This window comes from Nocardia sp. NPDC049737 (assembly GCF_040674755.1).
GTDB lineage: Bacteria > Actinomycetota > Actinomycetes > Mycobacteriales > Mycobacteriaceae > Nocardia.
This window is the reverse complement of the sequence record NZ_JBFANH010000003.1, coordinates 135,016-148,654: the sequence shown is the minus strand read 5'-3', so window position 1 is coordinate 148,654 and position 13,639 is coordinate 135,016. Positions and strand designations below refer to the sequence as shown.

At 64.8% G+C, this 13,639-nt stretch carries 14 protein-coding genes and 1 pseudogene; 8 read left to right on the top strand and 7 right to left on the bottom strand.

The genetic code is table 11. The features are described from left to right. Positions 1-53 precede the first annotated feature (53 nt). A complete protein-coding gene (locus AB0J47_RS05495) occupies positions 54-710 on the bottom strand; it encodes a helix-turn-helix domain-containing protein (protein ID WP_364340861.1) in 657 nt (218 codons plus the stop codon). A 231-nt stretch (positions 711-941) separates the two neighbouring features. Between AB0J47_RS05495 and AB0J47_RS05490 the strand changes: the two genes are divergently transcribed. From AB0J47_RS05490 to AB0J47_RS05475, 4 genes are all read left to right on the top strand, one after another. Next, on the top strand, positions 942-2,477 hold the full coding sequence (locus AB0J47_RS05490; protein ID WP_364340859.1) for an amino acid permease: 1,536 nt from the start codon (positions 942-944) through the stop codon (positions 2,475-2,477). Positions 2,478-2,789: 312 nt separating this feature from the next. Next, positions 2,790-3,539 (top strand): DUF1989 domain-containing protein, encoded by a 750-nt coding sequence (locus AB0J47_RS05485; RefSeq protein ID WP_364340857.1) that lies wholly within the window; start codon positions 2,790-2,792, stop codon positions 3,537-3,539. Then, positions 3,536-4,156, top strand: a complete 621-nt coding sequence (locus tag AB0J47_RS05480) for an urea amidolyase associated protein UAAP2 (RefSeq protein ID WP_364340855.1) — start codon at positions 3,536-3,538, stop codon at positions 4,154-4,156. Before AB0J47_RS05485 ends, AB0J47_RS05480 begins: the two co-directional genes overlap by 4 nt. A gap of 47 nt (positions 4,157-4,203) precedes the next feature. After that, on the top strand, positions 4,204-6,219 hold the full coding sequence (locus tag AB0J47_RS05475; RefSeq protein ID WP_364341349.1) for a 5-oxoprolinase/urea amidolyase family protein: 2,016 nt from the start codon (positions 4,204-4,206) through the stop codon (positions 6,217-6,219). Between the two features lie 7 nt (positions 6,220-6,226). On the opposite strand, the gene AB0J47_RS05470 is transcribed toward AB0J47_RS05475, so the two are convergent. Continuing rightward, entirely contained in the window at positions 6,227-6,379 is a 153-nt protein-coding gene (locus AB0J47_RS05470; RefSeq protein ID WP_364340853.1) for a hypothetical protein, read from the bottom strand. 86 nt (positions 6,380-6,465) lie between these two features. Further along, on the bottom strand, positions 6,466-7,620 hold the full coding sequence (locus AB0J47_RS05465; protein ID WP_364340851.1) for an epoxide hydrolase family protein: 1,155 nt from the start codon (positions 7,618-7,620) through the stop codon (positions 6,466-6,468). Positions 7,621-7,683: 63 nt separating this feature from the next. Between AB0J47_RS05465 and AB0J47_RS05460 the strand changes: the two genes are divergently transcribed. Next, positions 7,684-8,634: a YafY family protein gene (locus AB0J47_RS05460; protein ID WP_364340849.1), complete on the top strand. Its 951-nt coding sequence runs from the start codon at positions 7,684-7,686 to the stop codon at positions 8,632-8,634. A gap of 3 nt (positions 8,635-8,637) precedes the next feature. On the opposite strand, the pseudogene AB0J47_RS05455 reads toward AB0J47_RS05460, so the two are convergent. Together AB0J47_RS05455 and AB0J47_RS05450 are read right to left on the bottom strand one after the other, a co-directional pair. Continuing rightward, positions 8,638-9,035 (bottom strand): annotated as a pseudogene (locus AB0J47_RS05455) (RidA family protein). 30 nt (positions 9,036-9,065) lie between these two features. Then, positions 9,066-9,539, bottom strand: coding sequence for a MarR family transcriptional regulator (locus AB0J47_RS05450; protein WP_364340847.1), 474 nt, complete (start codon positions 9,537-9,539; stop codon positions 9,066-9,068). Positions 9,540-9,649: 110 nt separating this feature from the next. On the opposite strand from AB0J47_RS05450, the gene AB0J47_RS05445 reads away from it, so the two are divergent. Continuing rightward, positions 9,650-10,777, top strand: coding sequence for a GDSL-type esterase/lipase family protein (locus tag AB0J47_RS05445; protein WP_364340844.1), 1,128 nt, complete (start codon positions 9,650-9,652; stop codon positions 10,775-10,777). A gap of 116 nt (positions 10,778-10,893) precedes the next feature. On the opposite strand, the gene AB0J47_RS05440 is transcribed toward AB0J47_RS05445, so the two are convergent. Then, on the bottom strand, positions 10,894-11,505 hold the full coding sequence (locus tag AB0J47_RS05440; RefSeq protein ID WP_364340842.1) for a TetR/AcrR family transcriptional regulator C-terminal domain-containing protein: 612 nt from the start codon (positions 11,503-11,505) through the stop codon (positions 10,894-10,896). 72 nt (positions 11,506-11,577) lie between these two features. Here AB0J47_RS05440 and AB0J47_RS05435 point away from each other — a divergent pair, with 72 nt between their 5' ends. Both AB0J47_RS05435 and AB0J47_RS05430 read left to right on the top strand, forming a co-directional pair. Then, positions 11,578-12,153, top strand: coding sequence for a peroxiredoxin-like family protein (locus AB0J47_RS05435; RefSeq protein ID WP_364340840.1), 576 nt, complete (start codon positions 11,578-11,580; stop codon positions 12,151-12,153). Between the two features lie 2 nt (positions 12,154-12,155). Further along, complete coding sequence (locus AB0J47_RS05430; RefSeq protein WP_364340838.1) at positions 12,156-12,773, top strand: ATPase; 618 nt, start codon at positions 12,156-12,158, stop codon at positions 12,771-12,773. Between the two features lie 7 nt (positions 12,774-12,780). Here AB0J47_RS05430 and AB0J47_RS05425 read toward each other — a convergent pair whose 3' ends face one another. After that, entirely contained in the window at positions 12,781-13,350 is a 570-nt protein-coding gene (locus AB0J47_RS05425; protein WP_364340836.1) for a Uma2 family endonuclease, read from the bottom strand. Positions 13,351-13,639 lie beyond the last annotated feature (289 nt).

Sequence of the window (13,639 nt, the reverse complement as noted above, 5' to 3'; positions counted from 1 at the left end):
GCTGGGGTGCAGAATGGGTGGCCGTCGACGAAAAGTCCTGACGCGCAGGCGATTCAGAATGTCAGACGCTGGAGGAGGGCGGTCGCGTCGGTGTGCAGGCCGTCCAGATCACCGCGCCAGCCGAGCATACGCATAATCGCGTCCGGAATGGCGCGTTCGGCGTGGGCGGGTGCGCTGCCCTCATCCGAGCGGATATTGATCACCGTCTCTACGAGCCGGAACGGCAGGCCCTCCGCCCCCGGCACCCCCGCATCGGCAGCGACCATCGCGGCCAAAATTTCGTAGTGCCCGCGTAATTCGTCGCGGCGTAATCGGAAGGCGGCGAAGCGTTCGGTGCGCAGTTCCGGAAGTAGATACAGCGCACCGAGATTCCGCCGCGATGCGCACAGCTGGCGCACGTCGAACCAGGCCAGCGCGTATAGCCGGATGTGTGCCGGCTCCGGCACCTCGCGGAGGCGTTCGGCGAGATCCAAGGGGCCTGCGATGGTTTCGGCGAGCAGAGCGTCGAGGATGTCGTCCTTGGACGCGAAGTGGTGGTAGAGCGACGCCTGGCGGATACCGACCGCATCCGCTACCGCACGCGTCGAGGTATTGGCATAGCCATTGGTGGTGAACAGTTCTCCGGCGGCGTCGAGGATCTCGGCGCGTGGCGTCCGACCGCGCCGGGGGCGCTGGTCGAGTCGGGGACGGCCGGGACCGAGATTTGCCACGACGTCATTCTGACACCGCGTTCGATGCGGTCGACCGCCGCCACAGCGATCGACCGGTCTGATGTTCGCAGCACGATTGCACACGTGTGAGGTTTCTGTCATTCGATAGAAATCCAGGCAACGCAGAAGTTACCGGCGATCGCGGAAGCGATACACCAGGGACACCGAAAGCGCGATCGCGAACGCAAAACTGTCATGCGATAGGTATTGGCCGCTCGCGAAGGAAACCCCATGGCCACCAAAGTCGATTCTCCCGCCCCCGTCCTCCCACAGCCCGACAGCCAGGACAATGCCGACCTGGCCGGCTTCGGCTATCAGCCGGTGCTGCACCGCAAACTCGGCCGCTATGCCTCATTCGCGGCCGGATTCTCCTTCGTCTCCATCCTCACCACGATCTTCCAGTTCTTCGGTTTCGGCTATTCGTTCGGTGCGGCCGCGTTCTTCTGGACCTGGCCGATCGTGTTCGTCGGACAGTTCCTGGTCGCGCTGAATTTCGCCGAACTGGCCGCGCGCTACCCGATTTCGGGCTGTATCTACCAGTGGTCGCGTCGGCTCGGCGGCGAGGTCATCGGCTGGTTCGCCGGGTGGATGATGGTCATCGCGCAGATTGTGACTGCCGCCGCGGCGGCGATCGCGCTGCAGGTAGTGCTGCCATCGATCTGGAGCGGATTCCAGATCGTCGGCGAGGACACCGCGCTCACCTCGACCTCCGGCGCCACCAATGCGGTACTGCTCGGCAGCATCCTGCTGGTGCTCACCACGGTGATCAATGTGATCGGTATCGACCTGATGGCGCGCATCAATTCGATCGGCGTCACCGTGGAGATCATCGGCGTGCTGGCCATCATCGCGCTGTTCTTCACCCACACCGAGCGCGGGCCGGGCGTGGTGCTGCAAACCGATCAGGCCGCGCCCGGATCGTATTGGGCCGCGTTCCTCGTCTCCGGCCTGATGGCGGCCTATGTAATGGTCGGATTCGATTCCGCCGGAGAGCTTTCCGAGGAAACGAAGAATCCGCGCCGGGTCGCGCCGCGCACCATTCTGACCGCGCTGGCTGTCTCCGCACTCGGCGGTGGACTGCTGCTGCTCGGTGCGCTGATGGCGGCACCGAGTCTGGACGACGGTTCATTGGGCACCGAGGGCCTGGCCTATGTGCTCACCTCGAAGCTGGACAGCCCGGCGGGTAAGGTGCTGCTCGGGTGTGTCGCGGTGGCGATTACAGTGTGCACCTTGGCAATTCAGACGGCTGGCTCGCGACTGATGTTCTCGATGGCGCGCGACGGCAAGCTGCCCTTCGCCCGTCGGCTGGCCGTGGTGCATCCACGCTTCGGCACACCGGTGCTGCCCGCGGTGATCATCGGCGTACTCGGTATCGGTCTGCTGGTGCTCAATCTCGGCAATGCGGCGATCTTCGCGACCTTGGCCAGTGTCTGCATCGTGACGCTCTATCTGGCATATCTGCTGGTCACCGTACCGCTGCTGATACGGCGGATCAGGGGCTGGGACAGCGGTGACGCCGGGTTGTTCAGCTTGGGGCGCTTCGGAATCCCGATCAACGCGCTAGCCGTCGTCTGGGGCATCGCGATGGCGGTGAACCTGGCCTGGCCGCGTGCCGAGGTCTATACGCCGAATGGTGGCAGCTGGTGGATGCTTTGGGCCGCACCGCTTTTCGTGGTGATCGTGGTCGCCGTCGGTGTTGTCGTGCATCGAATCGTCAATGCGAAGCCGAGCACTGAAAGCCTCGAACCCGCGGTCCAACCCGCCTGATGAGGTGTGCGGTGGTGGTCTCGACACCACCACCGCACACCGACCCGCCGAGTGGCGCACCTGCTGACCGCGCGCCCCACCACCGGCCAACACTCGCAACGCACCGCATCTGACACCGGTTCGAGCACGTGGACATCCCCGCCGACAAACCATGAACGACGACAGCTGTCGATCAGCAAGCGAAGCGTCCAGAACAGTGTGGAAGCCAGTCCTTCGAGACCCACCACAGGCGACCACCGATCAGGCACACCCCCGCCACCCTCGGCATCCAAAGCACCGGCACCCAGACACCTACGATCTTAGGAACCACCGATGACCAGCACCGCCTCCGCTCTCGGGGCTCGCGCGCACGCGAGATCCCAAGCAGCCACCGCGACCATCGCCGGACCGGAGTTACCCGATGACGTCGCGGCGGCGAGAATAACCTTCGCTCAACGCATTCCGGCCGGTGGTTACGCGAATGTCGTACTCGGTCGCGGGACCAGACTGCGTTTGCGCGATCCCGCCGGAGCCGCATGCCCGCACGTGTTGTTGCTGCGTGCCGACGCACCGTGGGAGCGGCTCAATGTGGCCGATACCGTGAAAGTGCCGTGGCAGGCATATCTGGGTATCGGACATCCACTGCTGTCGGATCAGGGCCGGGTGCTGGCCACCATTGTCGCCGACACGTCCGGCCAGCACGACGCCCTGTGCGGCCCGACGCCCGAAGGCCGTGCACTGCTGCGACTCGCGGGCGCAAAACAGGGTCTCGAGGCACGGGATATTGCGCCGACCGTGTCCTTCTTCCGCGGCGTCCGCGTCGAATCCGATGGTGCGCTGAGCGCCACCGGCAGCGCCGCGGCGGGTTCCTCGGTCGACCTGCTCATCCATCTGCCGGTGATCCTGCTCGTCACTGACACCACACACCCGCTCGATGATCGGCCCGCATCAGATCTCGACATCGTCGCCTGGGCCGCACCGGACGAGCTTGCCGTGCAGCACAATTCCGACCCGGAATATCTGCGAGCCGTCGAAAACACCGAACAGGCCTGGACGGCCGCGACTGTGGAGGTAGGGGCATGATCTCGGCACCGACCCGCACCATTGTGCTCGACGAAACCGTGCCGGCATGCGCGCCGTGGTCGACCGTGGTCGGCGCGGGCGAACAACTCGAAATCATCGACCTGCACGGCAATCAGGCGGTGGACTGTCTGCTGTATTCGGCTGCCGACCACACCGACCGCTACAGCGCGCAGGCCACCATTACCGCACAACGCAATATCTTCCTCGGCACCGGAAGCGTGCTGCGCACTGATACCGGCACCGCGCTCATGACCGTGCTAGCCGACGAGGTCGGCAACCATGACACCATCGCGGGCGCCTGCTCCCAGGAGTCCAATACGCTGCGCTACGGCCATCACACCCGCCACCAGCACGCCTGTGTGGAGAACTTCCTCACCGAGGCGCTGAAATGGGGCCTGGGCAAACGTGATCTGGTGTCGAATATCAACTGGTTCATGAATGTCCCGGTCGAGGCCGACGGCACCCTCGGCATTGTCGACGGATTATCTGCTCCGGGAAAGAAAGTCACGTTGCGCGCCGAGGTCGACACGTTGGTGCTGGTGTCGAATTGCCCGCAGATCAATAACCCCTGCAACGGATTCGATCCGACTCCCGTTCGGATGGTGGTGACCCGATGACCGTTGCCGACCTAGCGGTTGAACATGGCGAAGTCGTGGGCCCCGGCGTGGGTGTGATAAACGCGGCCGACACTGCGCGTGCCGCATGTCCAGAGCAGGCAGCGCAGGTGATTCGGCCGGGAATGCTTACCACGGTGCAGGATTGGCCGGGCCGTATCGGATATTGGCACGTCGGAGTTCCGCCTTCGGGCCCGATGGACGATCTGTCGTTCCGGCTCGGCAACCGCGTGCTCGGCAATCCCGAGGGCGCTGCGGGCCTCGAATGCACACTCGACGGTCCCGCGCTGAAATTTTCCGCGCCGACATGGGTGTGCGTCACCGGCGCACCGACCGATGTCACCGTGAACGGGATCGGTGTCCAGCAGTGGCGAACGGTGCTGGTTCCGGCGGACGCAACGCTGGACATCGGTTCGGTGCGTGGACCGGGCATGCGCTGCTACGTGCTGATCGCGGGGGGTATTCAGCTGCCCAAATATCTGGGCAGCGCAGCCACATTCACGCTCGGCAGATTCGGCGGCAGCGCGGGGAATGCGTTGCGTGCCGGTGAAATGCTCCCGCTCGGCGCACATCGGGGCCGAGTGGCGGCCGCGGTGCCGATGGAGGAGCAGCCGGTCCTGACGCGGCGGTGGGAATTGGCTGTCACCGAAGGCCCGCACGGCGCGCCGGAGTTCTTCACCCGCAAAGACTTCGACACGATTATCGGCACCGACTACGCAGTGCATTTCAATTCCGATCGCACCGGAGTGCGACTGATCGGCCCGAAACCCGAATGGGCCAGAACCGATGGCGGCGAGGCGGGACTACACCCCTCCAATATCCACGATACTCCGTATTCGGTTGGAGCACTGGACTTTACCGGCGATACACCCATCCTACTCGGCCCCGACGGCCCCAGCCTCGGTGGCTTCGTCTGCCCGGTGACGGTGGTCGCGGCCGACCGGTGGAAGCTCGGCCAACTCGCCCCCGGCGACATCGTGCGCTTCGTCCCGATCCGCAGCGACCGCGCCGCCTCCGTTCGCGAACTCGGCACAGCCAGACGCGCCGCCTGGCCCACCGTGCTCTCCCCCGGCGGCGACGGCGATGACGGTGTACTGCGTCGCGCCGATGTCGACGACGAGACCGGGGTGACCTACCGCCGTCAGGGAGATGACGGCGTCCTCGTCGAATACGGCGCCATGACGCTGGATCTCGGTCTGCGCGCCCGTGTACACGCGTTGCATCAGCATCTACTCGGGGCCGGTGTGCGCGGCGTGACGGAACTGACGCCCGGTGTCCGTTCGCTGCAGGTCCGAGTCGATCCGACGGTGATGCCGGTCCCCGTCCTGCTCGATCTGCTGACCGAAGCCGAACAGCACATCCCCGCCGCCGATCAGCTCGTAGTGCCGAGCCGCACCGTGCACCTGCCGCTGTCCTGGGACGATCCAGCCACGCGGGAGGCGATCACCCGCTATATGCACGGGGTGCGCGCGGACGCACCCTGGTGCCCGTGGAATATCGAATTCATCCGGCGCATGAACGGTTTGGCTTCGGTACAGGAGGTCTACGAGACCGTCTTCGGGGCCGAATACCTGGTCCTCGGTCTCGGCGACGTCTACCTCGGCGCACCGGTCGCGACCCCGACCGATCCACGCCACCGGCTGGTCACCACGAAGTACAACCCGGCCCGCACCTGGACCCCCGAAAATGCCGTCGGTATCGGCGGCGCGTACCTGTGCATCTACGGAATGGAAGGTCCCGGCGGTTACCAATTCGTCGGCCGCACAACCCAAGTCTGGAATCACCGCCACCCCGGTGATGCGAGCGACGAATCGCCTTGGCTGCTGCGCTATTTCGACCGGATCCGCTGGCATCCGGTCGAAGCCGATGAACTCCTGGACCTGCGCGCCGATTTCGCGGCGGGCAAGGTACAGGTGCAGGTCGAGGACGGCGCGTTCGCACTCGCCGACTATCGGAAGTTCCTGTCCGACAATGCCGAATCCATCGACCGCTTCCGCGCGATACAGGCCGAAGCCTTTGCCGCCGAACGCGACTCCTGGCTGCAGGCGGGTGAACTCACCGCCTGATCGCGCATTACCAGCCGAACAGCTCCGCCATATCGATGGACTCGTCATCCCAGAGGTCCTCGATATGGCGTCGTTCCACCTCGGGCAAATCCGGCGACCAGCCGCAGCGTCGCCAGAACTCTTCCCGATATTGCTGAGTAATCCGTCTCGGCTCGCTCATGGCGCTCACCTCTGCATTGCCACCGTCCTGCTGCCTTTGATTGTGAGCCTGCTCCGGCCGCGACATGCCGGAACAGGCCCAGGTTTTCAGCGCAGGTCGCGGAAGAACTCGCGGATGTCGTTCAGCAGCAGCACGGGCTCCTCCAGGGCCGCGAAATGTCCGCCGCGATCCACATCGACCCAGCGGGTCATTGTGTGCTGGGTCTCGCAATAGCGCCGAATTCCGACGTCCTGAGCGAAAACGATTGCCGCAGTGGGCACTCCGGAATTCGATTTGCTCGTACCCCAGCCGGCGCGCTGCGCGTAGCCGACGAATGCGGCCGAACCCGCAGTGCCGTTGAGCCAGTACAGCATCACATTGGTCAGCAGCCGGTCGCGGTCGATGATCTTGTCCGGGTCCACGTTTCGCGGATAGGTCCATTCCCGGAATTTGTCCATGATCCAGGAGAGCTGACCGATCGGCGAATCGACCAGTCCGTAGGCCACGGTCTGCGGTCGGGTGGATTGAATCGCGATATAGCCGATCTCCTCCCGCAGGAATGCCTGGATGCGGTCGATCCGGTCGCGCTCGAGATCGGTCAAGCTGGCCAACTCGTCCTGGGAAAGCTGATGGGTCGCAATCGGATCCGGGCCGCCATTGGTGTGGACGCCAATCACATTTTTCGGCGCGCTCCGGGCCACCTCCGGACTCACCGCAGCGCCGATATCGCCGCCCTGTGTGCCATAGCGCTCGTAGCCGAGTCGGCGCATGAGTTCGGCCCAGGTGTCGCCGATCTTCGCGCTGGTCCAGCCCACTTCGCTGACGGGTCCGGAGAAGCCGAATCCGGGCAGCGATGGAATGACCAGATGGAAGGCATCGCGGGGATCGCCGCCGTGGGCACGCGGGTCGGTGAGCGGTCCGATCACGTCGAGGAATTCGACGACCGAACCTGGCCAGCCGTGTGTCATCAGCAGGGGCAGGGCATCGGACTCGGGTGAGCGGACGTGCAGGAAGTGGATGCGCTGTCCGTCGATTTCGGTGGTGAATTGCGGATAGGCGTTGAGCTGGGCCTCGGCGGCGCGCCAGTCGTAGCCGGTGCGCCAGTAGTCGACCAGTTCGCGCAGCCAGGTAGTCGGCACGCCGGTATCCCAGCCGTCGCCGGGCAGCGGTGCGGGCCAGCGCGCATTGTCGAGACGATTGCGCAGGTCATCGAGCTGCTGCTGCGGGATTTCGATGCGGAACGGAGTAATCTCTGTGCTCATGAAAACCACGCTATGACCCGCTTAGGACAGACTCTGCCCTAGCTTTGGGGCAGACTTTTCGTCATGTTGGAAACCTCCGCGCGCCTGCTGCGATTGCTGTCGCTACTGCAGACGCCTCGGGACTGGACCGGTACCGAACTCGCCGAACGCCTCGAGGTCGATGTGCGCACAGTGCGCCGCGATATCGACAAGTTGCGCAACCTCGGCTATCCGGTCGACGCAACCGCCGGTGTCGCGGGGTACCGCCTCGGGGCGGGTGCGAAACTGCCGCCGCTGCTGCTCGACGATGATGAGGCGGTGGCCGTTGCCGTCGGGCTGCGAACCGCGGCGGGTGGCACCATCGCGGGCATCGAGGACAGTTCGTTGCGCGCGCTCACCAAACTGGAGCAGGTGCTGCCGTCGAGGCTGCGGCATAGGGTCAGTCTGCTCCAATCGGTCACTGTCACAGTGCCTTCCGCCGGCCCGACCGTCGATCCCGATGTGCTGACCGCGGTCGCCGGTGCCATCCGCGACAATCACCGCCTGCGCTTCGACTACCGAACACACGGCGGGACAACATCATTGCGTACCGTCGAACCGCATCGTTTGGCGCACACCGGTCGGCACTGGTATCTCATCGCCTGGGATATCGAACGCGCGGACTGGCGCACCTATCGCGTCGACCGCCTACAACCCCGCGTTCCCACCGGCCCCCGCTTCACCCCGCGCGAGCCACCCGAGACCGACCTGGCGCACTACATAACCAGCGGCACAACAACTTCCCCCTATCGCTATGCCGCCCGCGTGACACTGTATGTGCCGGCCAAGGTCGCAGCCGAACGCATTGCCCCGACCGTCGGCGTCATCGAGGCCATCGACGATCGAAGCTGCCTCCTACGCACGGGTTCCAACTCCCTGGACGAACTCGCCGTCTACATAGCGACTTTCGGCTTCGCCTGCCGAATCCACGAACCTCCCGAGCTGATCGCCCACGTACGCGAACTCACCAATCGTCTCGCCGCGGCGATCGACTAGCGATCACACCGGAACGGCGGCGACGGCCTCGATCTCGACAACCGCGCCTGGCACGGCGAGCGCGGCCACCTTGGCGACGGTGATGGCGGGCGGATTCGGCCGTCGACGCCACACCTCGCCGAATGCCGCGAATCCGTCCTGCAGCGGCTGGCCGTCGACGATCAGGATCGTCCACTTCACGACTTGTTCGATGCTGCGCCCGCGGCTTCGAGGCATGTCACCAGATTCGCCAATGCCTGCCGGGCTTCCGCGAGGTCCGGGCCCGCCAACCGGCCGTTCGCATCGATACCGTTCTGTCCGCCCACGTAGATGGTGTCCGTGGCCGCCGAAACCCGCACCACCTGGGTAAACGCCGGATTGTTCGGCAAGGTCTCGGGGTTTATATGCGTCGTGGTCGTCATGTCGCGCAACATAACAACCGAGGCCGACATTTAGTCGGCCTCGCGCGCAGTGGCCTCCGGGTTCACCTGATCACGGATGGCGCGCAGGCTGGTAACGAAGGCATCGAGTTGGTCGGGCGGCAGCAGACCGGTGAACCAGCGCTCGATGACCTCGAGGTAGTCGGGGAGTACGCGCGCCAAGCGGGTCGCACCGGCGGCGGTGAGCACGGCGTAGGAACTGCGGCGGTCCACCGAGTCGAGTTCGCGGCGCGCGAGGCCGTTGCGCTGCAGGCGGTCGACCAGTCGGGTGACGCCGCTGGTGGACAGGTTGGTCTGGGCGGCGAGGTCGGTCATCCGCAGGCGACGGTCCGGTGAGCGGCTCAAGCGCATGAGTGCGTTGACATCGAGGCCGGACAGACCGTGTTTCTTCCAGGTCGGTTCCAACTTGCGGGTCAGGCCGTCGTACGCCTCGTAGAGCAGGCCCATGGTGGTGAGCCTGGGGTCGTCGAAGAGTTCTGCGTCCACGGTGGCGAGCTTAGCCGAGATAGTTGCGATGGGGATAGTTGACATGCGGAACATATGCGCTAGATTGTTGTCATCGCAATATTCCTCACCGCAACTAAATGGAGATTCCGATGACTACCTCTTCGCGCTGGGTCGCTGGCTTCCGTTCTACGCTGGTCGACCCCGCCGAGCGGATTCGTTTGGCCGAGCCGCGCGGCTTCGCCGATGAGACAGTGCGTCAGGTGCTGCACCTGGTCGGGGCCGGCGAGCAGCTGCGGGTGCGGCTGACGAACCGCTATGGTTCGACACCGGTGACCATCGGTGCGGCACGGATCGCGGTGCGCAAGTCCGGGGCCGAGATCGTCGCGGAGAGCGATACCGAGCTGCGCTTCGACGGCGAGGCTTCAGTTTCCATTCCAGCTGGAGCCGATATCGTCAGTGACCCAGTCGATTTCGCGACGACTGCCGGTACCGATCTGGTGCTGAGTATCTACTTGCCGAAAGAGACCGGCCTGGCACCCTTTTCGCACCTGCCGATGGAATCCGGTTTCGTGGCCGCCGGCGATCAGGTCACCGCACTCGCGCTATCCGGAGCCGTGGAGACGACCTCACGCTTCTATGTGACCGGTGTCGACGTGCTCACCCCGACAGATGGGCCGATCATCGTCGCGTTCGGCGACTCCTGGTTCGAAGGCGTCGGGTCCACACCCGGCGCGAACCATCGTTCCGTCGACGTCCTCAACGAACGTCTCACCAGCGGTTGGGTTCTCAATCAGGGCATCGGCGGGACCCGTTTGCTGACCGACCAGATCGGCGAACATGGTCTGGCCCGTTTCGACCGCGACGTGCTCGGGGTTCCCGGAGTCACCCATGTTGTCCTGAACTTCGGTATCAACGATCTGATCCTCGACAACCGCACGTCATCGGCCGATGCACTCATCGCCGGTTTCCGGCAATTGGCCGGGCGCGCGCATGCGGCCGGACTCGCGGTGTACGCCAACACCATCGGCCCCTTCGCCGGTGTCATCTATCCGGACCTCAATGTCGAAGAGGGCCGAGTAGTACGCCGCGCGGTCAACGAATGGCTGCGCACCACCCGCGTTTTCGATGCCGTGTTCGACGTCGCCGCCGCCGTCGAAGACCCGAATGACCCCGACTTCATCCACCCCGACCTGGACAGCGGCGACGGCCTGCACCTGAACGACGCAGGTCACCACATCATGGGAACAACCATATCCATCCCCGGCCTCACCAACTAGCGCCGCCCAATGACGCCGCGCACATTTTCTCGCGCCGCGCACGAATTCGCCGGGCGAAAACGTGCGCGGCGCGCGAATCGATGCGCGGCAACAGCTCTGGCGGTAGTCACCGGGGCTCAGGGGGACAGACCGCGGAGGACGATTTCGATGCCGAGGTGGAATTCGGTGTTGGGGTCGATATTTTGGGCGTCGGTGGCGGTTTGGACGAGGAGTGGATAGTCGCTTGGGGGGAGGCGGGTCATGGCGTCGGTGCCTGCGCCGGAGAGTGGGCCGTAGTGCTCGTTCTGGAGGTGGCCGAGTAGGAAGGCGATGAGAGTGCGTTGGGCCAGGACTCGGCCGGTGCCGGTGAAGCCCGCATCGGTGAGGATGGTCAGCATCGCCTCGATCCAGCGCAGGCTGTTGGGGGCGGACTGGCGGTGGCGCACAACCAGCGGGACTGTTGCCGGATGGGCGGATACCGTCGTGCGCATGCGGTCGAGTAGGGCCGCGACGCGGTCGCGCCAGTCCGGGGCGGTCGGTGGCGCGAGGTCGATATCGGCCAGGAGATGGTCTACGACCAGCAGCTCGAGTTCGTCGCGGTCGGCGACATAGCGGTAGAGGCCCATGGTGGCGATGCGGAGTTCCTTCGCGACCGCGCGCATGGTGAGGCCGGACAGGCCATCGCGGTCGAGCACCGCGACGGCGGCGGCCGCGATGGCGGGGCTGGTCAGCGAGCGAGGGCGGGGCACGGGTTGACAGCGTACAAGGTACGCGCATACTGGCTGTAGGCGTACCTTGTACACCTACGAGAAGGAGTCCCCATGCCATTGCCGCGCACCGTGACCGACCGGACGCTGCTCACCATTGCCGACGCCGAGATTCCGGTCCCCGATCCGGATTGCCTGATACACCTGCAGTTTCGACGTTTCGCGGGCTGTCCGGTGTGCAATCTGCACCTGCGCTCGTTCGCCGTACGGCACGCCGAAATCTTGGCCGCAAACATCCGTGAGGTCGTCGTATTCCATTCCAGCGCAGCCGAATTGCGCACCTATGCGGGCGATCTGCCATTCGACCTGGTCGCCGATCCCGAGCGAATCCTGTACCGCGAGTTCGGCATCGAATCGGCACCGCGCGCCCTGCTCGACCCGCGCGCCTGGCCGACCATCGTCCGCGCCGCGACCCAGGCGACGGTAGCCGTACTGCGCAAGCAAAAGCCCGCTCCCCCGGGCAAACCCGAGGGTGGACGCCTCGGTCTGCCCGGCGACTTCCTCATAGCCTCCGATGGCCGCATCCTGGCAAGCAAACTCGGCAAGCACGCCGACGATCAGTGGTCGGTCGACGAACTTCTAGCCCTGGTCCCCGCCGACGCGTCGATGAACCTGCCGAAGGAATCCTAATCATGATGACCGTCGAATTGTTCGTCTCCGAGGAAACGATGAGCGTCGAACGGCAGCAACAGCTGGCCGACCGGGTGCTACACGAGCTGACCACCGGCGAATCCGCGCCGGACTCGGTGCTCGATATGGCACGCGAATTGACGCATGTAGTAGTGCACAAGCCGCAGGTCTGGGCTACCGGCGGCCCGGACATCACGGTCGAACCGCGCTATGTCGTGCGGATCACGGTTCCCGGATCATGGAGCAACAACCGCGAATTCGGCGACCACATCATCCCGATAGTCACCCGTGCGATCGCCGATACCGAAGCGGATCCGGACCGGCTCCTGCGTCGTCCGCATTGCATCGTGCAGATCGTCGGCGTCCGCGAACACGCGATCGGTGCGCTGGGCCGCTCCATGACCGCCACCGACATCACCCGGCTGATGACACAGGACTTCCGGGACTCCGGCGTGCGACCCGAAGCACCGAAGGGTTACACGATCGATCCGGTCTGCGGCATGACTATCGAATGGGCCACCGCCCAGATCACCCTGACCCACGACGGCACCGACTACGCCTTCTGTGCCCCGGTCTGCCGCAAGGTCTTCGCCGAGGAACATGCCATCGCCGAACGATAAAGGCGGCTCAGGGCATCAGTGACGCCGGATCCACGGTGAATTCGAAGGGACTGCGCAGGGTGACGGACTCCCCAGCCGCCACCCGGTGCGTCCGTTCGTAGGTGCCCTCCGGCCCGAGGGCATGTGCGAACAGGACCGGCAACTTTTCGTCAGTGAGCTGGCCTTTGAACGGGTTGATCTCGACGCGCCAGTAGTTTGGAATTTCGGCTGCGGCATAGAGCACGGGCTTGACCATGCGATCCTGCATAGTCGTCGATTTGGAGACAACTTCGACGACCAGCTTCACCTGTTCGGCGGCGACCCCGCGGTCGTCCCAGTCGATCGCGCCAGCCGCCACCATGAGGTCGGGAATGGGCTCGTCGTCGCCGATCAGCACTCCCACGCCTTCCAGCACTACGTATCCGGGAGGCGGTGGGTCGTCGAGAGCGCGCACCAGCCATTTGATCAGCCACTGATGCCGCGGCTTAGGAGCAGCGTTCACGACGAGCTGGCCATTCAGCACCTCGTACCGTAATCCGTCTTCGGGAATGTGATCGAGGTCCGCGGCCGTCCAATGGTCGGACCGAGGAGCGGGCATTGCCAATGGAACCACCTCCAACCTCATCGAACGGGAGCGAACGACGTCCGCTCGGTCCCGTACGAGTCTAGCCCGCCAAAGCGGCGAGGTTCCGTCCGGTGATTCCGGCGCCCCTTCTGATCTCGCGGCGGCGCTTCCCGCTGTTCATGATCCGACCCAGCATCAACCCTTGATGCATATCCAGGTGTAGGTGCGTGGCCTTGCGGCGGTCACAAGTCCGCGGGTCGCATCATCCGTGGGGGAAAATAGCCATGGCAGCCCGCGTGGAGCTGAGCCGCATCCGACTCGG

What these genes read in the sequence shown, in the direction of transcription:
- AB0J47_RS05490 (WP_364340859.1), top strand. Translation starts at nt 942, where the DNA reads ATGGCCACCAAAGTCGATTCTCCCGCCCCCGTCCTCCCACAGCCCGAC.
- AB0J47_RS05485 (WP_364340857.1), top strand. Translation starts at nt 2,790, where the DNA reads ATGACCAGCACCGCCTCCGCTCTCGGGGCTCGCGCGCACGCGAGATCC.
- AB0J47_RS05480 (WP_364340855.1), top strand. Translation starts at nt 3,536, where the DNA reads ATGATCTCGGCACCGACCCGCACCATTGTGCTCGACGAAACCGTGCCG.
- AB0J47_RS05470 (WP_364340853.1), bottom strand. Translation starts at nt 6,379, where the DNA reads ATGAGCGAGCCGAGACGGATTACTCAGCAATATCGGGAAGAGTTCTGG.
- AB0J47_RS05465 (WP_364340851.1), bottom strand. Translation starts at nt 7,620, where the DNA reads ATGAGCACAGAGATTACTCCGTTCCGCATCGAAATCCCGCAGCAGCAG.
- AB0J47_RS05460 (WP_364340849.1), top strand. Translation starts at nt 7,684, where the DNA reads ATGTTGGAAACCTCCGCGCGCCTGCTGCGATTGCTGTCGCTACTGCAG.
- AB0J47_RS05445 (WP_364340844.1), top strand. Translation starts at nt 9,650, where the DNA reads ATGACTACCTCTTCGCGCTGGGTCGCTGGCTTCCGTTCTACGCTGGTC.
- AB0J47_RS05435 (WP_364340840.1), top strand. Translation starts at nt 11,578, where the DNA reads ATGCCATTGCCGCGCACCGTGACCGACCGGACGCTGCTCACCATTGCC.
- AB0J47_RS05430 (WP_364340838.1), top strand. Translation starts at nt 12,156, where the DNA reads ATGATGACCGTCGAATTGTTCGTCTCCGAGGAAACGATGAGCGTCGAA.
- AB0J47_RS05425 (WP_364340836.1), bottom strand. Translation starts at nt 13,350, where the DNA reads ATGCCCGCTCCTCGGTCCGACCATTGGACGGCCGCGGACCTCGATCAC.